Origin of the sequence: Acetivibrio sp. (genome assembly GCF_035371925.1) — a bacterium.
GTDB lineage: Bacteria > Bacillota > Clostridia > Acetivibrionales > Acetivibrionaceae > Hungateiclostridium.
Window position 1 is genome coordinate 1 of record NZ_DAORXT010000047.1, and the last position, 22397, is coordinate 22397.

17 protein-coding genes are annotated in these 22397 nt (G+C 38.7%); 6 read left to right on the plus strand and 11 right to left on the minus strand.

What is annotated here, in order from left to right:
* Positions 1-350: 350 nt before the first annotated feature.
* On the minus strand, positions 351-2099 hold the full coding sequence (locus tag PLH43_RS07910; protein WP_324361854.1) for a dockerin type I domain-containing protein: 1749 nt from the start codon (positions 2097-2099) through the stop codon (positions 351-353).
* A gap of 221 nt (positions 2100-2320) precedes the next feature.
* Here PLH43_RS07910 and PLH43_RS07915 point away from each other — a divergent pair, with 221 nt between their 5' ends.
* The 6 genes from PLH43_RS07915 (at position 2321) to PLH43_RS07940 (ending at position 12095) form a co-directional block, all read left to right on the plus strand.
* Complete coding sequence (locus tag PLH43_RS07915; RefSeq protein WP_324361820.1) at positions 2321-3514, plus strand: glycoside hydrolase; 1194 nt, start codon at positions 2321-2323, stop codon at positions 3512-3514.
* A gap of 43 nt (positions 3515-3557) precedes the next feature.
* Positions 3558-8228 (plus strand): type VII secretion protein EssC, encoded by a 4671-nt coding sequence (gene essC / locus PLH43_RS07920; protein WP_324361822.1) that lies wholly within the window; start codon positions 3558-3560, stop codon positions 8226-8228.
* Between the two features lie 130 nt (positions 8229-8358).
* Positions 8359-8664 carry a WXG100 family type VII secretion target gene (locus PLH43_RS07925; RefSeq protein WP_324361824.1) on the plus strand — a complete coding sequence of 102 codons (306 nt, stop codon included), beginning with the start codon at positions 8359-8361 and terminating at the stop codon, positions 8662-8664.
* Positions 8665-8777: 113 nt separating this feature from the next.
* Complete coding sequence (locus PLH43_RS07930) at positions 8778-9026, plus strand: EsaB/YukD family protein (protein WP_324361827.1); 249 nt, start codon at positions 8778-8780, stop codon at positions 9024-9026.
* A 57-nt stretch (positions 9027-9083) separates the two neighbouring features.
* A complete protein-coding gene (locus PLH43_RS07935; protein ID WP_324361829.1) occupies positions 9084-9914 on the plus strand; it encodes a protein phosphatase 2C domain-containing protein in 831 nt (276 codons plus the stop codon).
* A 96-nt stretch (positions 9915-10010) separates the two neighbouring features.
* Positions 10011-12095: a DUF5050 domain-containing protein gene (locus tag PLH43_RS07940; protein ID WP_324361831.1), complete on the plus strand. Its 2085-nt coding sequence runs from the start codon at positions 10011-10013 to the stop codon at positions 12093-12095.
* Between the two features lie 27 nt (positions 12096-12122).
* Here PLH43_RS07940 and PLH43_RS07945 read toward each other — a convergent pair whose 3' ends face one another.
* The 10 genes from PLH43_RS07945 to PLH43_RS07990 form a co-directional block, all read right to left on the minus strand.
* Positions 12123-12608 carry a hypothetical protein gene (locus PLH43_RS07945; RefSeq protein ID WP_324361833.1) on the minus strand — a complete coding sequence of 162 codons (486 nt, stop codon included), beginning with the start codon at positions 12606-12608 and terminating at the stop codon, positions 12123-12125.
* Positions 12609-12624: 16 nt separating this feature from the next.
* Positions 12625-13038 (minus strand): hypothetical protein, encoded by a 414-nt coding sequence (locus PLH43_RS07950; RefSeq protein ID WP_324361835.1) that lies wholly within the window; start codon positions 13036-13038, stop codon positions 12625-12627.
* Positions 13039-13095: 57 nt separating this feature from the next.
* Positions 13096-13314 carry a hypothetical protein gene (locus tag PLH43_RS07955; RefSeq protein WP_324361837.1) on the minus strand — a complete coding sequence of 73 codons (219 nt, stop codon included), beginning with the start codon at positions 13312-13314 and terminating at the stop codon, positions 13096-13098.
* 51 nt (positions 13315-13365) lie between these two features.
* The gene (locus PLH43_RS07960) at positions 13366-14250 is read right to left on the minus strand and encodes a hypothetical protein (RefSeq protein ID WP_324361839.1); all 885 of its coding nucleotides are present in this window, start codon (positions 14248-14250) and stop codon (positions 13366-13368) included.
* A complete protein-coding gene (locus PLH43_RS07965; protein WP_324361841.1) occupies positions 14244-15221 on the minus strand; it encodes a hypothetical protein in 978 nt (325 codons plus the stop codon). The genes PLH43_RS07960 and PLH43_RS07965 overlap by 7 nt, the downstream gene beginning before the upstream one ends.
* Entirely contained in the window at positions 15211-16656 is a 1446-nt protein-coding gene (locus PLH43_RS07970; RefSeq protein WP_324361843.1) for an ATPase, T2SS/T4P/T4SS family, read from the minus strand. The genes PLH43_RS07965 and PLH43_RS07970 overlap by 11 nt, the downstream gene beginning before the upstream one ends.
* 21 nt (positions 16657-16677) lie before the next feature.
* A complete protein-coding gene (locus tag PLH43_RS07975; RefSeq protein WP_324361845.1) occupies positions 16678-17514 on the minus strand; it encodes an ATPase in 837 nt (278 codons plus the stop codon).
* Positions 17484-18368: a flagellar biosynthesis protein FlgA gene (locus PLH43_RS07980; protein ID WP_324361847.1), complete on the minus strand. Its 885-nt coding sequence runs from the start codon at positions 18366-18368 to the stop codon at positions 17484-17486. Before PLH43_RS07980 ends, PLH43_RS07975 begins: the two co-directional genes overlap by 31 nt.
* 173 nt (positions 18369-18541) lie before the next feature.
* Positions 18542-19945 carry a hypothetical protein gene (locus PLH43_RS07985; protein WP_324361850.1) on the minus strand — a complete coding sequence of 468 codons (1404 nt, stop codon included), beginning with the start codon at positions 19943-19945 and terminating at the stop codon, positions 18542-18544.
* Between the two features lie 205 nt (positions 19946-20150).
* Complete coding sequence (locus tag PLH43_RS07990; protein WP_324361852.1) at positions 20151-22277, minus strand: glycoside hydrolase family 9 protein; 2127 nt, start codon at positions 22275-22277, stop codon at positions 20151-20153.
* Positions 22278-22397: the final 120 nt, after the last annotated feature.

The following is a 22397-nucleotide window of genomic DNA, read 5'->3' on the forward strand; positions in this document are numbered from 1 at the left end:
CTGGCATCTTCTTTTTCAAAGATCATTTTGTTTCATTACAGGAATGCTCCATATTTTAATATTACCAAGGTCAATATTGGGTTAAATCAATAATAATTATTGGCATTAGAACGCATAATTATTCAAAACAAAAGCGTGGACAACGAGTTTCTTCGATTTTGTCTCTTTTATTTCACCCTAAGAGGATAAATAAGGAATATGTCCGAATTTATTAAATTAATTATCAAATTCGGACACATTCTTTGTGAAAAAGGTAATAAAATGAGTAGAATTTGTATGAACTCAAAACCCAACGCTTTATTCAATATAGTAATTCGAAAAGTAAATTGATTTTTATGTGCTGTTGCTTGTCAAATCTCCTCCGCAGGAAATTTATCAATTATTTTCAGAATATATCTTATCATCACCGAAAAATCGGTGGAATTTATTTTTCCGTCTCCGTTTACATCAGCACTTATACTGCCATTCGGATGGGGAAAATCACTGACAGATTTCGTCAGGTACCTCTTTAACAGTGTCAAATCAGTAGAGTTGACATTATTATCACCATTTATGTCACCATACTTTATGGGTTTATCCGGTGTCGGTGAAACAGTAGGAATTGTATTGCCATAATACCTCTCTTTTGCAGGGTTGGTACCGTTTATCCTGTCACTTCCGGTTGACGGCCATTCCATAGCTCCGAAGAAAACTGGCTTTGAGTCAAGATAATACGAGTCCGGTATTACACCAACCGGAGTTTGTTGATTCCACTGAATTGAACCGTTTATAAGGTTGCCATGCAAAAACAGCGTTGAAGGATCTATTTTATGGGGGTACCGGCTGTCGGTATCCCAAAGGATGTCACCCTTAACAATTTCATTGCCGACAAAATTTTGATAGTTTGACGAGTCCTCCAAGCATATACTCTCTGACTCTATCCTGTTTCTAAGGAATGTGTTGTATGGTCCGGAAGGTCCCCAGTAATCGGAAACGGTTATCTCCTGTACGATATTTCCTTCAAACAAATTGGAATAAGCATAGTGCCCATGAACTGAAATATCCGCCGGTGTCCAGTTGCCTCCTTCATTTTGATAGGGTTCTATTGAATAATTGTAGCCAAAAACATTTCCGTTTGCACCGAGATGTACCATCATTGAGTGTCTCAGATGCTTGAAAATGTTGTTTTCAATGAGGCAGTCCGATACATGAAATCCCAGCTCGACGCCATATCCGTGTCCGCCTCCTCCCCAATTTGTCGCATTGTCAAAAAAGCTGTCCCTAACTTCAATCCTGTATCCGGTTGTAACGCTGACATGGGCTTTTGAAGGCTTAATGCTGTGAATATTTTTTATCCAGGAATTGGCTGCATTCTTAAAGAAGAACATTACGGTATCACTGGTATCAATACGCTCCACTGTAAAATCTTCAAAACCAACAAATTCAGCAAACCCTTGAGTTCTAATTACTGGATTTAATTTCGATTTATATGTAATTCTAAGGGGCTCATCGATTGTTATTGTATTGCCCGAAACCGAAACCACCTTTGCTATTTGCCCTACACTGCCTGCCGCCCATCCTTGATTCCATTCCGGCAAAGTATACATTACATCCGGATTATTGTCCTGCTGTATTTCAACGTATTTGCCCGCTGCAAAACCAGACGGGTCGGATACTACGAGTTCTCTCGAACCACGGGTATAACCTCCGACTAGATTTACCCAGTTTCCCCTTTTGTAGGTTATAACCTCAAAGGCATCGGAGGAATGGTCTATTAAAAGGATGGTTTTGCCGGGACCTTCTCCTCTTAATACAACGGGTTTATCCAACGTAATTTTTGATTTTATAAGATATTTTCCTGACGGAATCAGGACAGCTCCCCCATCTTTCACAGATTCAATGGCCTTTATAAAAGCATTGCTGTCATCGGTTAAGCCATCCCCCTTTGCTCCAAAGTCTGTAACATTAGCCGTAACAGGTCTTGCCGGAATTCCGCCTCTTATTCCCGGATTAAATACAACAGTTTCACCGTTTATTTCTGCGCCATAAGCACCTGGATTTACGGTAAAACTTAGGAGCATCACAATAACTGTTGCAATGCATAATGCCGTTTTGGGCATATCTTCCCCTCCAATCATATATCCCTCTATTGTTATTTTATTATAGAATCTATAGGGTTTACAATATTTTTGCCGGTTAATGGTTTTTGAGGTGTAAATACTCGGAATTATAAAGCATCTTTGGCATAAAAAAGCTGGTACAATGGTAAAATTTATGGTAAGATTTTATTGTTGCAATAGTATTAGCTATATTTCAATGTATAAAGGGGTTAGGGATTATTATGAAATTTCCATTTTACTATTCTTCCAACGGTTTTGATATCAAAAGTATATCTATTGTCGGAGATTTCAATAACTGGGATAGCAGCAAAAATATTTTGCAAAGATATGATGACAAAACTTGGATGACAGAAATCGAACTGTTGTCCGGCAATTACAAATACAAATTTTTAATAAATGACAATATATTTTTAAATGACCCGAATGCCCTGATTTACACATATGATGACAAGGGCAATACAGTGTCTTTTATATCAATCGGTGAAAACAACAAAAGGTTTGTCAAGGCCGCGCCTGCTTCACTCAATATCGAAAGCTACAGTTTCTCGGTCGTTGACAAAGAGCTTTTGTCTTGTGAAAGCAAAGAAAGAAAATGCTACAAGGACAAACACTCCGGTCTTGCCGTAAAAATCGGTTTTACCGGCATAACAGGCTTGCATACGATAAACGCAATATGGTACTCTCCCAATAATGAAATATATGAGATACAGGAAAGTGTCTTAGAAGACAGTGAAAAAATTGAAGACGGCAAAGCCGAGGCATTATTTCAAATAAATATAAATGACGACACTTGCGAAGGCGAATGGAAATTGCAAGTATTTATAAACGGTGCCTATACCTTAGAAGACAGTTTTACCGTAGAATTAAAGCAACCGGAAATCGAGGATAATACAGCATCTGTTGATGCTTCCATGTTTGCTGATGACACAGACATTCCCTATTTTTCCAGCGTTCAATCCTCTTATGACGGTTTTGCTTCATCCGAATCCGAAGCAGAAACCGATTTAAAAACCGGTACCGAAAATGAAGAAGAGCTTTCGGGCGAAGAATTGTTGGATCTTTTTGACGATATTAAGGAAATAGACATATCCGCTTCTCAAAAGGCTGATTCTTCGGATAATACTGAAGTGCCAAACGACAGCAGTATTATGAATTTATTCGATGAAATTCGAACCTCAGGTCCGAAAGAAAGTCCATCAGACATGACAAATGAAGCTCTCAATGTTTCAAATACTGCATCAGAATCCGATAGCGGCATTGATGAACTTCTTGAACTTAAAGAGTTTATCAATTCTTCTCAAAGCTCAGGCGAAAATTCCGAACACACCGGGTCCGCTGTCAAAAAATCCGATGAAGCTGACGATGAAGAAAATATTCATGACATATTTAAAGAGCTTAAAGATATAACCGACTAAACCGTTAAACACACTAAAAGAATTTTGTTGTGAGGTAATTTTTATGGGAAATAAATATGTTTTGCATATATACTTTGATAATTTTTTTAAAATAGTTGAAATTGATAATTTTAATAAGAATATAATATCTATCGGACGTTCCGAGGTAAACGATATTGTAATTGATTCTTCCTGTATTGATGAAAACCATTGCTCCCTGAAAAAGGAAGACAATCAATGGTATATCTATAATCACAGTAAATCCGGTATTTTCTGCAACGGAAGCACTATAAGCAAAAAGATGCTTGTGCCCTACGATACTTATGTAATTGGAAATTCACCCGAAACTATGAGCAGAGCTGCCATAATTGTAAAGCCCGAAGACCCCTATGACAGTATTTTAGGAAATTTCGAAATACGGGGAGTTTCCGAAATTACCATAGGAAAAAGCGATTCCTGCAATATAGTTTATTCGGATAAACTAGTCTCAAGTGAGCATGCTAAAATATATAAATCCCTTGACGGAAAATATCACATTGCAGATCTTGAGAGTCTGAACGGTACTTTTTTGAATGGAAAAAAGGTTTATGACAGTGACTTAAGCCAAGGTGACATAATATATATCTGCGGATATAAAATTGTTTTTGAAGGCTCTTTTATTTCAGTGTACCACATGGGAGACGGAGTTTATGTAAATGGTCTAAAACCGGCCTTAAAATCTGCCAAACCCCCGTATCCCTATATACAGCGTTCACCAAGGCTTATACCTGAAATGCCCGAAGGAGAGAAGGCAATCCCCAGTCCTCCCTCGGCAGCATCCAAGCCAAGCATATCATGGATAGGCATTTTACTGCCTCCGATAATGATGTCAATAATAACAATAATTACAGCCGTTATAGGCAAATCAACACAAATGCTGCTTTCGCTTTCAATGACTTTTGTGTCGGTAATTGTGTCAATATCCCAATATGTATCGCAAAACAAGAAATTTAAAGATGATACCGAGTTAAGAACCAAAAAGTATGGGGAAATCATCAACTCATTACGCAAAGAACTTGAAATAGCCCGCGAGCAGCAAAAAAAAGGGATGTTGATTATGAATCCCGATCCTGAAGAATGCATTAGGCGTGTTGAAACTATAGACAGAAGGCTTTGGGAAAGAACTCCCCAGTTCAATGATTTTTTGGCGGCGCGTATAGGTATAGGAACCATGCCTCTTGCAATTAAAATTCAGTATCAAAGCCAGCCGCTAAGCATCGATAGCGACCCTTTGGCGTCAGAACCTCAAAAGGTCCACGACGAGTTTTCCCAAGTTTCGGACATACCTGTTTGTGTTCCTTTGTTTCATTCGGGTACAGCAGGAATAATAGGTTCAAGAAGTGAAGTTTTAAAAAATGTTAGAGCTTTAATTATACAACTGGCGACTTTCCATTCCTATGAAGAAGTGAAAATCGTATTGGTCTACCCAAAAGAAGAAGCCGACGAATGGGAGTGGATTCGCTGGCTGCCCCACGTATGGAATGAAAATCGGCAAATTCGTTTTCTGGCAAATGACAAGGAAATGGCACACCAGTTGTTTAGCTATCTCTATGACATAATAAAAGAGCGTGAGCAGCGCACCAATAAAGACAAGATCAATACTCCAGTAAACTTTCCTCATTATGTATTTATTCTGGCAGACATCCGTTTAATTGAGGATGAACCGATTATGAACTATCTGGCTCACAACAACCAAATTTTAGGTGTGTCTACCATTTATCTTTTTGACAGGATCGAGTATCTTCCAAAAGATTGCCAGGCTATTATTGAGCTGGCTTCCAAATCCGGCCATATGCTGCAAAGAAGCCTTGGGGCTTCCCCCATACCTTTTTTACCGGACACAGTGTCTATAAATGATGCCGAGCATTTTTCAAGGAGAATGGCTCCAATACGCATAAAAGAATTGTTGACTTCAACAAATTTACCTTCATCAATAACTCTTTTACAGATGTATTCCGTAAGAACTGTGGAGGAATTAAATGTGACGGAGCGGTGGAAAAAGAACAAAGCCTTCCGTACATTGGCTGCTCCCCTCGGTATACGTACCGGCAACGAATTAATTTCCCTTGACCTTCACGAACGCGGACAGGGTCCCCACGGTTTGGTGGCAGGTACAACCGGTTCGGGTAAAAGTGAGCTTTTGCAATCCTTTATAATTTCTTTGGCAATAAACTTTCATCCTCATGATGTGGTTTTCGTACTGATAGATTATAAAGGCGGAGGTATGGCAAATGCATTTCTGGATTTGCCTCATTTGGTTGGAACAATTACCAATCTTGGAGGGAATCAGACTACCCGTGCCCTTGTATCCATCAAGAGTGAGCTTAAGAGAAGACAGACAATTTTTGCCCAATACGGAGTAAACCATATAGACAGCTATCAAAAACTTTACCACAGTCAAAAGGCCAAAGAACCCCTTCCCCATCTTGTCATAATTGCGGATGAATTTGCGGAGTTAAAAAGCGAACAACCGGATTTCATGAGAGAGCTGGTAAGTACAGCAAGGGTTGGCCGAAGCCTTGGTGTACACCTTATTCTTGCAACGCAAAAGCCTGCCGGAGTAGTTGATGACCAGATATGGAGTAACGCGCGTTTCCGTATTTGTCTTAAAGTTCAAGGACCGCAGGACAGCCAGGATGTCATCAAACGCCCCGATGCCGCGAATATCAAGCAGCCCGGAAGAGCCTACATCCAAGTTGGAAACGATGAAATATTTGAGCTCTTCCAGTCCGCATGGAGCGGAGCAGGTTATACTCCCGATGCCAGTGAGGAAATCACTGCTCAAAATGATATTTCTGAAGTGGCTATAAACGGCAAGCGCCATCAGCTTTATACAAAGTCTACATCGCAAATCAGAAAAGCTGAGTTTACTCAGCTTCAAGCTGCTGTTTCTCATATAGCAAATGTGGCGCAGCATGAGAATATAATTCGTCTTAAAGGACCGTGGCTCCCGCCCCTTCCGGAACAGGTTTACCTTGAAAGTCTCCTTTCCGAGGTTGAAGGATGTTGGGACGGTGAAAAGTGGACACAGGCGGATGCATGGTTAAATCCTGTCATTGGACTGTTGGATGACCCTGAAAATCAGCGTCAGGTTCCTTTGACAGTTGATCTTGGAAAAGAAGGACATTTAATCGTATACGGTTCACCGGGATACGGAAAAACCACGTTCTTGCAGACATTGATTATGTCCTTGGCATTAAACTATTCTCCTTCGGATGTAAATATCTATATACTGGATTTTGGTGTAAGAACTTTGAGTATATTCTCCGGACTTCCCCACGTTGGAGGAACAGTAATGGTCGATGAGGAAGAAAAGCTAAACAAGCTCTTCAAATTCCTTTCAAAAGAAATGGATACCCGCAAAGACCTCTTCTCCGACAAGGGAGTCAGCAGCTTGACAGCTTATAGAGATTCCTGCGAAGAAAAGCTTCCGGCAATTGTAATTGTCATTGACAACTACTCGGCCTTCACCGAAATGTATTCCGAATATGAGGAGTATCTTATCCAAATTTCCCGTGAAGGAGGCAATCTTGGCATACATATTGTAATGACAAACAGCGGTACATCGTCTATCAGCTACAAATTGAGTACCAACTTCAAGCTGGCTATTGCGCTTCAAATGTCCGATAAGGGTGACTATTCGCTTATTGTGGGAAGAACCTACGGACTAGAGCCAAGCCCTGTAAACGGACGCGGGCTTGTAAAGGGCAATCCTCCCCTTGAATTTCAGACAGCCTTGCCCGCAGAAGGCGAATCGGAAATTGAAAGAACAATTAAAATCAAGTCGATTATCGGCAAAATATCCAAAAGCTGGACAGGACCTAAAGCCAAGCCTATTCCTGTTATGCCCGAAATCGTATACTACAAGGATCTTATTACAAGGGATGAGGTCAAAAAGAATCTCGCCCGCAGGCCTGCGTGCGTACCTTTGGGCATAGAGGAAAATGAAATGGAACCGTGCTTCATAGATCTTCTGGAAACGCCCCATTTGTTGGTAGCCGGAGATATTCAAAGCGGTAAGACAACTTTCCTTCAAGCTCTGACTATTACCCTTGCCCTTAAGTTTTCTCCGGAAAAGCTGGCAATACACATCTTTGATTCAAGCTCTTTAGGTCTTTATGCATTAAGCCAGCTTCCCCACACAAAAACATATACCAACGACGGAAGTAATATAAACGAGTTTGCAGAAGCCCTTCAAAAAGTAATTGAGGAGAGAAAATCGGAGCTTAACGAAGAAAGAATTCGCGCAGGAGGATTGATTAATGACAAGGAGTTTGTATTGAGCCGTCAGCTCAACATTATTTTGATTGATGACTTTAATGACTTTTTACAGTATGCAGACTCCACCACCAATGACCTGTTTGAGCGAATTATAAAAAAAGAAAGGAACCTTGGCATAAGCATCCTTGCAGCAGGCTACACCCAAGACATAAGTTCTTGCTGGGATAGCTTGGCAAAAGCCTTAAAAGATATGCAAACAGGAATACTTTTGGGAAGTATATCCGATCAGCAGGTATTTTCCATCAGGCTTCCCTACGGAACAACCGAAAAACCCATAAAACCCGGTGACGGCTATCTTGTTAACCGCGGACGTTTCGGCAGGGTTAAAACAGCCATGCTGGAAAACAATATCCTGAAGGCATGGATAGCACAGATAAATAAAAGCTACAGTAAAAACAATCAGTCTGTCGATTGATGAGTCCAATTTGCAAAATTCGGAATTGTCTATTGATTTTTAATTACTTTTCTGCGATAATAATGTTGTTTGGTACAGACTTCATATAGTCGAAATTAATACCAATAATTAATTATAAGGGGGAAGAAAAATGGCAAGTGGTATGATTCGTATTACACCTGATGAGGTTAGAAGCGCTGCCGGTAGAATAGGCAAAAAAACTAACGAAACTACCAATTTTCTTAACACTATTCAGAAAGAAATAGACGGCCTTAAAAGTGTTTGGGAAGGTAATGCTGCTCAAGCTTATGTAGATCAGTTCATGGCATTAAGAAAAGAACTTGAGACAAAATTAAATCAATGCCTTTCTGATCTCGAAAAGTCCCTGATTTCAGTTGCAAATGCTCTTGAACAGGCTGACAAGGATGTAGCTTCGAAGATTCGCAGCGGCAAGTAATTTTTGATTATAATAATAATGCCTCTTTCATTATACTCCAAAGAGGCTAAATAACAGGAAAGAGGCTATGTAAATTTTGCATAGCCTCTTTTAATAAAGTGGGGATGTAAAACATGAACAATGTAATTGTAACAGTCAAATGCAAAAACAAAAAAGATACCCGTGATTTGGAGCTGCCCACCGATATACCGGCAAAGCGCCTGTCATCATTAATAGCTTATGCTCTCCGCCTCGACGATGACTTAACAAGCGTTACTTCAAAGTTTCATTTGTATGCCGAGCCTTTAGGGAGGGTTTTGCGTGATGATGAAACCCTTGAAGATGCAGGTGTATGGGATGGCTCTATCCTAACAATTCTATAACTAATGTGTAATTGTTCGTATACCGTATTTTGCAAACTTTATATGAAAGGATAAGCTATGTATAGTGAAAAGAATTTAATACTTCGGGCTTCGGCTGCAACAAACATTGGGTTTATTCGCAGCGCCAACGAAGATAATTTTTATCTTAACGGAGTCTATTTTTCTCCTTATTTGACTGAAAAAACTGTTCTTTTTGATATAAATGAAGCCGATTCCTTTTTCCTGTTTGCCGTAAGTGACGGCATGGGCGGAGAAGCCTTTGGAGATAAAGCTTCTCATACTGCCATGCTTGAATTGAAAAAAGCCCACAATAATTTAAAAAGCAATAATATCGGCAATATTGAAGATTGTGTCAATATAATAAACTCCTATGTTAAAAACACCAATAATCTAATATACAATTTGGGAGTTGAATACGGTGCAAGGACAGGAACAACTTTTGCCTCCCTTGTGTTATACGGTGACCGGGCGCAAGCATTAAACTTAGGTGACAGCCGTATATATCATGTAAGGGGCAATGAAATAACCCAGCTTACCAGGGACCATACAGAGGCCGAAAGGCTTGTAAGACTTGGCATTTTAAGCCCAAAAGAAGCATCAAGCAGCCCACGCAAACATTTGCTCTACAAATTTCTTGGCATACCTCCGGAAGCAGGAATTGTCGAAGCAGACACTTCAGAAGTTATTGATGTGAAAAAAGGGGATGCATTCCTTCTTTGTACCGACGGTCTTACAAATATGGTTAACATTGAGCGTATAAAGAATATTATAACCACCGGCAACACATCCTCCAAAATTGCTTCAATGCTTGTAAACCAAGCACTGATAAACGGAGGAGTTGACAATATAACTTGTATTGTTGTTAAAGTTGAAGATATTCTTATGTAAATCATCAGCTTATAATATCATATTACATTGTCTATATACCGGTTTGATGCTATAATTTTATAGAAATATTATCGAGATGCCTTGGAGGTCTAAAAAATGCTCATTTCTTCTGATGACTATATAAAAAAATATGAACCCCTGTGGGGAGCATGGCGTGTAGAATCCTTCATCGGCGAAGGAAGCTATGGAAAGGTATATAAAATTTTCAAAGAAGAATGGGGCTTTAAATACCAGTCAGCCTTAAAACTCATAAGTATTCCCACCCAGGAGCAGCACCGTGAAGCTGTTGCAACCATCGGTAATGATAAAAATTCCTTGGAGCAATACTTTGAAAGTGCTGTGAAAAACATTGTTAACGAAATACATATGATGTATACTTTACGCGGCAATACAAATATAGTAAGCTATGAGGACCATCTGGTTCAAAAAAGCAGTGAGCGTTTTGGCTGGGACATACTTATACGTATGGAATACCTTACAACACTTAATAAATACGTTGCCAAAAACGGCCTTACCCGGGCCGGCGTAATAAATGTTGCTTTGGATATCTGCTCCGCTTTGGAAATTTGTGAAAAAAAGAAAATAATACACAGGGACATAAAGGACGAAAACATATTTGTTACAGCCGACGGCAAATTCAAGCTCGGCGATTTTGGTATTGCAAAGGAACTAAATCGAATTGCAATGGCTTCTTCCATACGAGGCACTCCCCTCTACATGGCGCCGGAAGTCTATAGAGGAAAGCCTTATGATTCGAGGTCCGACTTGTATTCCTTGGGTATTGTGATATACAAGCTTTTAAATCATGGAAGGTTCCCCTTTATGCCTCCTTATCCTCAGGAGCTCAAATATAAAGATAGTGAAGAAGCCTTGGATAAAAGGCTTTCCGGAGAGGCACTTACCCCTCCCCTGCTGGCCGGTGAAAAGCTGTCTCAATTCATATTGAAAATTTGCTCCTTTGACCCTAATGCAAGGTTTTCTTCAGCTACAGAGGCGAAAAAGGCTCTTTACGAAATTTTATCGGAAATGAGCAATGAAGAACGCTCATATTTGGTTGCTCCGCCATCCGATACTAGCGATGCTTCAAAGGACATTGAACCTTTTGAGAATGCTGTTGTTATACCGCCGCAGCAAGGCAATGAAAATACCGGAGATAAAAATACGGATGACGAGTGCATGGATACGGTACTGCTCGAAGAGCCGGGTCCGGCAAATGTACCGAAAAAAACATTGGACAGGACAGTCAGCATATTTGGAAGTTTGCTGAGAAAAGAAATGGTATATAACCATATTGGAAATCATTCCGGTAATATTTTAAACGGAGGATTGGCATGTACTCAAGGGTCTTGGCTTTATTTTTCCAATGCCGGCTCCGATTTTAACATTTTCAAAGTAAAGCTTGACGGAAGTGACCTTCAAAGAATAAACCATGACGAATCCTGGTTCCTTAACGTTTGCGGCAACTGGATTTATTATACTGACCCTAATAATAATGACAATATATTTAGAATTGACCTGGAAGGAAATGGTAAGACTCAAATTAACACTGACCGCTCATGGGACATAACCGTTAGCGGAGATTGGATTTACTATATAAATGAGAGTGACGGATACAAGCTTTATAAGATAAAAATCGACGGCACCGAAAAAACCAAGCTGAATAATGACTTTACCCATAGCCTGTTTATTAAGGATGATTGGCTATACTACAGCAACAAAAGCGACGGGGGCAAAATATACAAAATAAACACCATGGGCAAGGGCAGAACAAGAATTATAAACGATGAAGCCAGCTATATCAATGTTTACGGCGATTATATTTTTTACTGCAACAAAAGTGACGGATTTAAACTGTATAGAGCAAGCATTGACGGCCGTTCTAAAAACAAGCTGAATGATGATATATCTTATAATATAAATGCATCAAACGGCTGGGTCTACTACTGCAACAAAAGTGACGGCGGAAGCATTTACCGAATCAGGACAGAGGGCAGTGACAAAACAAAGCTCAATAATGAAAATTCCGAATTTATAAATCTGGCCAACGAGCACATATATTACTGCAGCAAGTCCGGCGGCGGTATGCTTTATAGTATTTCTCTAGGCGGAAGCAACAGAACAAAAATAAGCATGGATGCATACAACAATGATGATAATGATGAGGGCTGGTTTTATCTATAAACCGTCCTCTCTCCCCTCACCAAAATATCAGTTTTCCATACGGGCAAATAGCGTTCTTTCCCTTGTAAGTTCAAAAGAATCATCACCCACAAATTGCTTTAAGTAATTTCTCTTAAATTTGTACTTTGTTGTGACAATAATATGGCACTCATCAGGATAAGTAGCATCATATTGAAATTCAACCACAAAATCATTGTATCTTTCATTTTCCGATCTAAAATATGCTTTATTGTCAACTACGTATAGATACTCCAACTTGAGAGTGGCAGCAAAAACTTTGCAAAAGACATTGATAAAATTTTCTTCCTCGCTGTCCATGTCAAAATTAAATTTCTTTTCCAGATCTCTGATATCCGTCAATTTAAAGCCGGTCAATCGCGCTGATTTTGCCGCCGACTCTACAGCAGAATCTATCTGTGCCTTTTCCGCAAAAATCTCAACCATTTCAAAAAAGGGCTGAAATAAAATTGACGCTAATACAATAATCAGGACCATTATCGCTACATTTCTCATAATATCACCTTTGCCGTTATACCGGGTCCAGATTTTTATCAAAATACAAGCACGTAGTCTCTACAGTAAAGGAAACAGGCCAGTCACGCTCTATTTGGAAAAAACCCATATCCATACGAATAGGATACCTTGCATTTATCGTAACGCTGAACTGTTCTCCCCTCTGTAAAACTCCGGCATCAAACTGCCCTTCAATGTCACTCAAACTAAGAGGATTCTCCCTGAAAAAAGGCTTTTGGTTCAGGTTTTCAATTATCATTAGTGCTTCTTCTTCATCAATATAGTTATGCTGTGCCGCTAACGTCGATAAGTTGTATGTCTCATATGCCAAGGTCATGTACCACGGAAAGAAAAAAATGAAATTGGTGGTTATCAAAAATATAGTGCTAATCAGAAGTACAATTACTATACTTTTTGCAAAACCTGCCATAGAAAATTACCCGGTTCTATTGCCATTGCCGGGTATAACCTCCTTGCATTCAATATTTTAACCCATCATTTCCTTAATTTGAGTCCATAAAAAGTCCCAAACATCATTTACTATTTCTCTTAGCAATCCACCTCTCAATATACTGAGAATAAGTCCTACAACCACTATCACTGCTACAGTAATAGCGATCTGCTTTACTCCAAACTCTCCTCTTTCATCTTTTAAAAACTTTTTAACTGATTTTTTAACTGTCTCCCTATTTATTAATTTTTTCATTTAATTGCCCCCCTCTGTTTTATTGATTTATAATATTATATTTTATAAATGTTAACTAAACAATTTAATGGCATCGACAAACATGAAATAATAGTAAATTACAATATAAATAACCAATACAATAATCAATACAAACTGCATCCTTGCGTTCTTTTGTTCTCTTCTGGTAAGCTCATCCTCAAGAGACATAACTCTCAAATCATAAAGCTCATTCTTTAAATATGTCATCTGAGAGATATTGTCATATCCTCTAAGCCTCGTTTCCATTATATCACAAAACTTAATAATATGTCTCAACGGAACGCGTTTTTTTAACTGCTTTAATGCATATTCCTCTCCATACTCGATATTGTCGAGAAAGACCTCAAGCTCTGAAGCCATATCTTCATTGGCATTAGGAAGAAAGTCTTTCACCACATCCGCCAAATATATATTTATAGACCTGGCATACTGATAGTAGAGCATATTATAAAACGATGGAAAATCCGCCAGGATGTTGTTATTCTTTTTTTCTATCATTTTTTCCAGTTCATCAACCGGATAGAGCCATCCCAATACGACAAGTATCAAACATCCATAACCGATCAGAGTGTTGATATTCATGGCAATCATGGATAAACCTATGGCTCCAATCACATACAAAACCTGCTTTAACCTAATTTCTTCCGGTGTTATTCTCAAGTCCAACCTTTTTATCAAAAAATTAAATTCATTTCTTTTTATGTCGCTAAGCAGCAACTTATTCGAAAATTTTCTAAGCACAATATCTTTAAAGTATAAATACTTTTCGACTTTTTTCTGATTCCTCTTTCTTTTAATAAAATCCCTTGAGTGTTCTTTTCTTTTTCGGGTCATGGGTCTAAAAAGAGGATATACTAAAGTAAATACAAGATAAATTATTGCTGCCAGAGCACATAATTTGGAGAATATTACCATTTGTTATCCCCTCCCAAACTTCCAATGTCGGACTGTAAAGCCTGACATCTGGCAAAACTCAAACAGATGGCAACTATGGTCATGGTAAGAACAAACCGCCCTACTGTACTCTCCAGCAAAAAGCTTCTGAGCTCTGAAATCGTCATCGAATAAGCAACGAAGATAACTATCAATGCAGTTTTCATTATAAAATTCATATTCATCTTCTTAAAAATTCTATTCTTTCTGGCGTTTATTTCCCTTAATGCAGCATTTTCTTCAACAATATCAAGAAAAATATCAGCCATACCTTTACGTTCATTATACTCAAAAATAACTGCTTTTTTTGCGAAATTGTCAAATTTGGGACCTAACTGACGATTTAGTATTTCCATTGCCCTTCTAAAAGAATAACCATAGTTTTCGCAATTTTCCACAAACTGAACAAAAAAAGGTCTAATATCGGCATTAATATATTCATCAGACTCTAAAACTTTTTTTATTGCCACAAGAACTCCATCCCTTGCCAAAGGACAAATTAAATCCTCGGCATCCATGATACTCTCAATTTTTGCCGCTTTTAAATTTCTTGACCTCATTGTAAAGTATGTAATGGCTCCCACCAGTAAAGATATGGAGACCAGTGCGGACAGTGTAATATCCTTCAAAAAAAGCACCGCTATCAAAACCAGTATTGCAAAAAGTATGCTAATGAAAGAATTAAATCCTTCCAATGTCAACGGCAGATTATAATCGAAAATTATATTCTCGACCAATCTATTGTATTTTGATATAATGTTATCGTTTGTCTTAACTATTTTATTTTTCTTTATTCTTTCAAGATATTTTTTAGTGTTATGATTGGCTATGGCATCTATTACATAACTAAAAAGGGTCTTTATGTCATCGAGAAATCTGAGGTCGAATACCTTACTCAATACATATAGCAGAAATAACCCAATAGCTATGCTAAAACCAACATTAAATAGCATCTATATCATAAACCTCCTCTTCATCGGGATCAACCGGACGTGTGAGGAATTCAAATTTGCTTTTCTTAATTCCCGACTTCATCATTCTGTCAATGAGCTCTTCCGATATACAACCTACCCTCTTGTGCTTGCCTATTATTGCTCTGACTTCTCCTGTAGCGGGATCCTCGTCAACATCTTCAGGAATAAATCTATATATCCGGTTAATAATAGGCTTCAAGCCTTCAGAACCTTTTACTTCGGAAATCGATGTAACTTTACGGGTTCCGTCGGCAAGCTTTTCCTGGAATATGACAAACTTAACGGCTGTACATATATTTCTCAATGCCAATTCAGCAGGCTCTTTTGATTTTATAAGATAAGCCGTCAGGAATCTGTAAATAGCCTCCTTATCGCCTTCTGCATGCAGGGTTGTGAAGAAATAGTGACCGGTTTGTGCGGCACGCAGAGCGGTTTCAAATTCTCCAGGAGAACGAAGCTCACCCGGACCAATCCAGTGAGGAGACTGCCTCATGGAATTTATCAATAAGTTTTCCATTGTTGCAGGGCTGCTGTCATCATCATCGGGAACACACTCATACTGAAGCACGTCATTTATAACCCTTTCATTCGGGTCATCGTTTTTGTATCTCAAAAGCCTGTACTCTGCCGGATTTTCAATTGTTATAATACGGCAAAGCGGATCAATCTGCTTTATCAAAACTTCATTTAATGTAGTTTTTCCGCTTCCGGTAGGCCCCGCTGTCATCCAGGAAAGATTGGCCTTCGGTATTAACGATAGAAGTTTGAACATGTTCACCGAAAAAGACTTCTCTTTTATCATCTCCTGCGGAGTCAGAGTATACTTTTTAAACTTTCTTACCAAAAATGCCGGATTGCCGTAAGGTGAAATATCCGCATGGGTAGCATTAACCCTGTAACCTTCTATGGTACGCGCATTAACCATTGGTGTTCTGGGGGTCAGCCTCACCTTGGATACTCCGATAAGTTTTGCAATTATTCTTTCCATGTGCTCCCTGTCGGTAAAGCAATTCTCCCAAATCTCGGTCTTACCTTTTTTTTCTACAAATATCTGCTGCGGTCCATTGGCCCTAATCTCATCTATCAAAGGGTCCTCCATTGCATCAGTTATTGGACCGTATTGTGTGATTTCATCGATAAGAGCGTTTCTTAACGCCGAAAGCTCTTCATATCCTTCAACTTCAGGTTTCTGGGTTTCAACATAGTCAATTATGTATCTTTCAGTCATTTCCCTTTTTTTGGCAGGGTCTTCAATCCTTCTGTTGAAATTAGTTGCCACATTGCTTATATATTGTTGGCACTGTTTTAGACACTCCTCAAAGGTCATTGATGTCAGTTTACTGCTTGCAGTATTGGATCTATGTATATATTTTGCTTTCTTTTGAAGCTCACTTACAGTACTTCTCGATAACATTACAATCCCCCCAAAAAACCTTTAATGTTTCGTCAGCAAATTAACCAATGAATTCATGGATTCTTTGTATTTTTTATTGATTATCAAGCTGTCGGCAATATATACTCTTCCCTCAAGAGAAAGGTCAATGGCTCCCGACACAAACGGAAATTCGGCAATAAGCTTCATTTTCATATCCTCAATTATTGATTTGTCATACTTAATGCCATACAAATTATTTAAAATAACATTCATAAGCTTTGATACACCAATCCCCAAAGAGCCGATAAACTCCAGGAGCCTGCTGGTATTCTGAGGGCAATCAATCCTCTCTCCCCATATAAAGAATCCCACATTGCAATTCTTTAGGGATGAAACGCAAAACTCCAATGGCGGAATATTGGGTATATCTATAAGTACAAAATCAAAAGTATCCTTAAGAGCTGCTATTACACGGTCCACATCATCCATTTGAAAATCAAAATAGTCCTCCATAGGGTCAGAAGGACTCGGAGACAATAGATACAAGTTTTTATATTTAGTCTCATTTATCACATCTCTTAAATCAACCTTGTCACTTCTGCAAATCCTTATAAGCCCTTTTCCCGCCTCGTTTGCTTCACAATCAAGCAGCTTGTATATATTCGGATAGAAAACCTTGGCGTCTAAAATACATGTATTAAAACCCCTTTGGGCGATTGCCACCGCAAGATTGACAAGCAAAATGGAAGAATCCGAGCAATCCGAAGCAGGAATAAACCCTATAACATTATCAATAGCTTTATTCGTTTCCAGCTCGTTGTATATTTTATCTCTCGGGGACAACTTCCCGAGAAGAGATTTTAGCTCTATTCCTTCGCTTCGTTCTCTATTATCCATGACTCTACCTCCTTTTCAATTACAGGAAGCTGGTCTAAAACCTCGTCATTTCCGTTTCTTGTTAAAATTGTGAAGGTAAATACGGCATCCTGTTGAGACTTAAATTTTGTATATTTATTTACCTGTTCTTTCGTAGCTGCCAGAAGCAATGATTCTGCTTTAATGCTTTGCAAAAACTCACGGCTTTTCATTACTTCCTGTCTTTCTTTTTCACTTAATTTGAAAACTTCTTTTAAAACATCATATATAGAACGTCCCGAAGAGTTGATAAGGTCCTTTACACGAATACTGTCGAATAATACTTCAGTCTTCCTTTCCTTCTTCGAACTGCTGTACATCATACCTTCCATAGCCGGCGGTACCGAAACTTCCTCAGTATATGTAACCCTGACTCTTACCAAATCTCCCGGGCGCAGTATACCTCCACCGCACTCAAGATAATCATATTTTACGGTAAGAACTTCATATTCATCTTCCAACTCATACAGCCATTCATTATCACGCGGTTTTTCATCCGTGAGCTGGTCAAAATAAATAGGGTCACCGTTTCTCAAGTAGTACAGGCTGTACTTGTTAAGAATGCTGTCCACTTTATCGTAAGTAATCATATCATCCTTAAATTCTTTTTTGATAATAGAGTATTTTCCGACATTGTCCTTTGTAATAAGAGTGTTGGCACTTATGCCGCCTGAAGACTTAACAACAACAATATCAACAGTATCTTTTGCAGAATCATTTAAACTGTTTAAATAAACAAATGAACCTATAATGACTGCAACACTCACAAATATGGCCAGCAATTTTTTCGGAAGCTGATTGCCGGGCTTAATACTTTTTATACTGTTAATATCCATAATTTTACCCCCTATTAAATACTGCATAGATATTTTCGATTTGCCTTATGCAAACAGGCTCTTTTTCTCTATGTAATGACATAATATAACAGTTTTCATGCCCCATAATATAGATTATACTAACTATAGAAATCCTTTTCAATATAAATAAATAACTTTTATGTAATACAGTTTTACAGCAAATTCTTAAGTATCGTAAAATAATGGTTTTTATAAACTTTATTTACCGAAGCAATTTTTTGTCCCGAGTCAATTTGAAGGTCAAACTCTCTTGAATACGGAACAATTCCGGCCGGATTCAAATCATTGTCATATCCTCCTAGTTCACATATAATTTTACATGTCAACTCGGGAGTAAAAGTCTTTCCGTTATGTCTGTTTGCTTCATTGTATTTTGTCAACACCGGTCTAGACTTCACGTTGAACAAAACCAGGTCTTCTTTGACAAAAAGATCTTCCACAGTTCTTACGGTGCTTATTGCCGAATAAAGATTGTTGTTTACGCACAAAGCTATGCTGTCTATCTGGGTTAACAGCTCTGAATACTTGCTTAGGGAGTTTATCGGCATATCAATTAAAACTACATTGAATCTAAGCCTTAAAAAATTTATAAAAGCCGATAGCTTTTTAATGTCAATTATCTCCAAAAGCTTGTCTTTAGAGGATATTGAATAGGCCAAAGTCGTAACAAACAAATTGTCATTGATTCTACACGAATTAATATCATAAGAATCCGGTTTTATCATACACCTAACCAGTGAATAGGACAAATCGGGGTTATACTCAACTTCATCTCCAAACTTTGAGAAATATAAATTTATGCCCCTATATTCAATATCCATATCTACCACAATTGTAGAAAGCCCTTGGGAACTTGACTCAATGGCTAAATTTGCCACTGTACTTGTGGCACCGGCACCTCTGCAGCCCGTAACTACAATTACCTTTCTGAAATCCTTCGATACAAGAGAGATTTTTTGCTTGTGCTGCGTCCCACTACTGATTATTGTACTGCTTGCCCCATCACTTTCAACGCCATTCTCATTTGCGTTAGGCTTTGAAAAGATTCTTCCGAATATGGATTTCGACTTTCCGGATAATGTTTGAGTCAATTTATTCTCAGAAGTTTTGGTCGAATCATCCAATGCCCGGCTTTCTGTCTGCTGAGGCTTTGGAGGTTTTGGATTTCGGTTCTTCAAACAAACTTCCTGAATATATGATATCGGTATCCTCACATTGTCAACAAAAAAAACTTCAAACCTGCCATCCCCCGATACCGCATTATTATATTCATTAAGATAAGCAGGATCCTTTGTAATAAACTTTAGTGTAACATAGGGATATGTGCTGTTCATTAATTCTTTCAAAGTGTTTAAAGTATCCGTAAAACTTTCGGTACTTTCAACAATACCGGCATCCATCAGCAATATGCTGTCAAAATCCAGGCTGTTTCTTATTAAGTTATTAAGAGCTTCATCAAAATTATTGTCAATATGTACTACTTCGATATCCCTGTTTTCTTCCAATGCTTTCTTAAGCATTTCACTTTTTGAACCTGCAACAAGGTATAACTTCATTGCAAATCACCCTTCACAACAATATTTCATTTTTCACATATCCTTTAAGGCAAAAACCGGCCCTTATCCAGTAATGAGGAAATATAATGAAAAAAGTATATCACGATAATTACTCTATTTCAATTCTCAATAATCATAAATTAATAAAAAGAGCCGTCCAATTTTTCAGGACGGCCCTTATCTTAAGAAAATCTCAAATAGCAAACTATTCTACAGGAAATTTATCTATTACGCGAAGCAGATATCTGTTCAGCAATGTAATATCGCTGGAGTTTATCTTGCCATCACCGTTCAGATCTGCAGCCTTTAATTTAGTAGGATCAGTAATTACAGCAAACTTAATAACATGTCTTTTCAATATTGTATAGTCTGTTGAATTGATTAAATTGTCACCGTTTAAGTCTCCATATTTATATTGAACAGGAGTTGGACCTGGAGTCGGGTCAACGCCACCGGGAACTTCTCCAAAGATTCTTGTTGATCCGTCAAAAACAGGCATGTATTTTGTTTTCACTACCTCTTTTGTAAGTCCTTGGAATGAGAAGTCGTTTGACGGATCCCAGAATTTTGTACCCTGAGGCGCTGAAATACGGAACTGAAGCTCGGCAGCATACTGCTCCTGTCCTATCGGACAAATGTTGGTTCCGTCAACATATGCAATATTTATGTAGTAAATATTATCATACAAATGGGTAATAGGTGAAATTTTCACATCCATACCGCTTTCACAATAACCTACCGTTACTTTAATATCATCCACAGTATAACCTGCTTCAAAAACTTCAGATAAATCCATATAGTAGTTGTATGAAAGGTCCTTGATAAGTCTTGCCGGCCAAGATGAACGGTTGTTGAGCAATGCTTTTATTTCGGTATAATGCTCTCCGTTTTGGTTTATAGCTGCCTCTACAAAAAACTCATCTTCTCTTTCTTCCGGCGTCGGGAAGTTTGCCAAAGGAGTTCCGCCATATTCAGCAGTCAATCTGCAGAGTGCACCTACAAAACCGGCATTATAGTCCGTTGCAACCTCATTTTGTACATAATCTTCTATATTATCTTCGTAGTTGTCGCTTCTTCCGGGACCTCCAACTAAAGCTCCGTAAAGTACATGTCTGTGTTTGGCCGGAATATCCCTCTTATCCAGCCATGTTCCGTGAGCGGTTCTGTGGTGAGGACGCTCCGGCGGATTGTTTCCGAATCCTATTACATAACTTCTCTTGTTTGGGTTTGAACCCAATGCATAATCAACCTGACTCTTTGCAAAATTATAATATTTTTGCTTAAGAGCCGGGTCATTTATTGAATCTGCATATACAAAAGCCAGGAATGCAGCAGTTGTGGCATATCTCAACGGACCCCAAGTGTCAAGATGTGCAAGCCCTCCCGGAGTATATGCAACACTCTTGCCGTTATAACCTTGAGGTGTCCACCAGTCAAGGTGCATCTGCACAAATTTGTGATACTCTTCTTTGCCGGTAGCTCTTGCAAGCAAAATCATTGCTCCATAGTGACAGTCATCCCAGCAATGTCCCCATTGATATTCAATATCTGTAGTCTGATTCTGACGATTTAACTTTGGAATATATGATTCGGCTTTATCAAGATAAGATTTATCATTTGTTGCAAGGTAAAGCCATGTGGAAGCCCAGAAAAGTTCATCCCAGAATCCACTGTGTGAAGAATAAAAACCGTTTGCTGCAGTATAAGTACTGTCGCTCCTTGTTGTGTCTGCAAGCTCGAAATATTTCTTTGCATATTTGAGGTATGTATCGTTTTTAAGGACTATAGAACCTACAGCCAAAGCTGCAGCCATCTGGCCTACAACGGTAGATCCCTTTCCTACAAAGTAAGGTCTTTCCATTTCTTTTTCAATAACTTCTGCAGAACCCCACCATTTATGGTCGGCAGCACCGTCACCTATCTGGTAAACAACGCTGTCTCCCCTGTCACAAGCTACCAGATAATCAAGGGCAAAGGCAAGGTTTCTTTCAAGGTACGGCCTTTGTCCCGATGCCTCAATATCATCACCGTACTCGTAAAGAGCCCAACCGAGCATTGCTGCAGAATAGGCCATGGGCAGGTTAAACTTGACATGGTCACCTGCGTCATACCATCCGCCAAGTACTTCATCATTCATTGTTGCGTCGCCGCGCCATTCAACACGGTTCCATTCCGGAAGCGGTCCTGCTTGCTGGCACTCGTAAAAGTAAATTGCTTTTTGTAGTGCTTCTGCGTAATTATAGGTTCCTGCTGCGGATACAATCATTCCTTGGGGAAGAATAAATGCCGTCAGCATAACCAAAGTTAGAACAAAGCATAATGTCTTTTTCACCTTAATTCCTCCTCTAAAATTAATATAATATTTTATATATTTTATTGACTCTATTTTATTAAAACCACCTCCTTAATAAATCTTCGCTTTTCTTTCATTTTCTCACTCATTCTTAGATTT

Bases quoted from the DNA above. Each gene is read 5' to 3' on its own strand.
- PLH43_RS07925 (WP_324361824.1), top strand. From the start codon at position 8,359: ATGGCAAGTGGTATGATTCGTATTACACCTGATGAGGTTAGAAGCGCT.
- PLH43_RS07915 (WP_324361820.1), top strand. From the start codon at position 2,321: ATGAAATTTCCATTTTACTATTCTTCCAACGGTTTTGATATCAAAAGT.
- PLH43_RS07980 (WP_324361847.1), bottom strand. From the start codon at position 18,368: ATGGATATTAACAGTATAAAAAGTATTAAGCCCGGCAATCAGCTTCCG.
- PLH43_RS07910 (WP_324361854.1), bottom strand. From the start codon at position 2,099: ATGCCCAAAACGGCATTATGCATTGCAACAGTTATTGTGATGCTCCTA.
- PLH43_RS07940 (WP_324361831.1), top strand. From the start codon at position 10,011: ATGCTCATTTCTTCTGATGACTATATAAAAAAATATGAACCCCTGTGG.
- essC (WP_324361822.1), top strand. From the start codon at position 3,558: ATGGGAAATAAATATGTTTTGCATATATACTTTGATAATTTTTTTAAA.
- PLH43_RS07955 (WP_324361837.1), bottom strand. From the start codon at position 13,314: ATGAAAAAATTAATAAATAGGGAGACAGTTAAAAAATCAGTTAAAAAG.
- PLH43_RS07975 (WP_324361845.1), bottom strand. From the start codon at position 17,514: ATGGATAATAGAGAACGAAGCGAAGGAATAGAGCTAAAATCTCTTCTC.
- PLH43_RS07945 (WP_324361833.1), bottom strand. From the start codon at position 12,608: ATGAGAAATGTAGCGATAATGGTCCTGATTATTGTATTAGCGTCAATT.
- PLH43_RS07965 (WP_324361841.1), bottom strand. From the start codon at position 15,221: ATGCTATTTAATGTTGGTTTTAGCATAGCTATTGGGTTATTTCTGCTA.
- PLH43_RS07960 (WP_324361839.1), bottom strand. From the start codon at position 14,250: ATGGTAATATTCTCCAAATTATGTGCTCTGGCAGCAATAATTTATCTT.
- PLH43_RS07935 (WP_324361829.1), top strand. From the start codon at position 9,084: ATGTATAGTGAAAAGAATTTAATACTTCGGGCTTCGGCTGCAACAAAC.
- PLH43_RS07930 (WP_324361827.1), top strand. From the start codon at position 8,778: ATGAACAATGTAATTGTAACAGTCAAATGCAAAAACAAAAAAGATACC.
- PLH43_RS07950 (WP_324361835.1), bottom strand. From the start codon at position 13,038: ATGGCAGGTTTTGCAAAAAGTATAGTAATTGTACTTCTGATTAGCACT.
- PLH43_RS07985 (WP_324361850.1), bottom strand. From the start codon at position 19,945: ATGAAGTTATACCTTGTTGCAGGTTCAAAAAGTGAAATGCTTAAGAAA.
- PLH43_RS07970 (WP_324361843.1), bottom strand. From the start codon at position 16,656: ATGTTATCGAGAAGTACTGTAAGTGAGCTTCAAAAGAAAGCAAAATAT.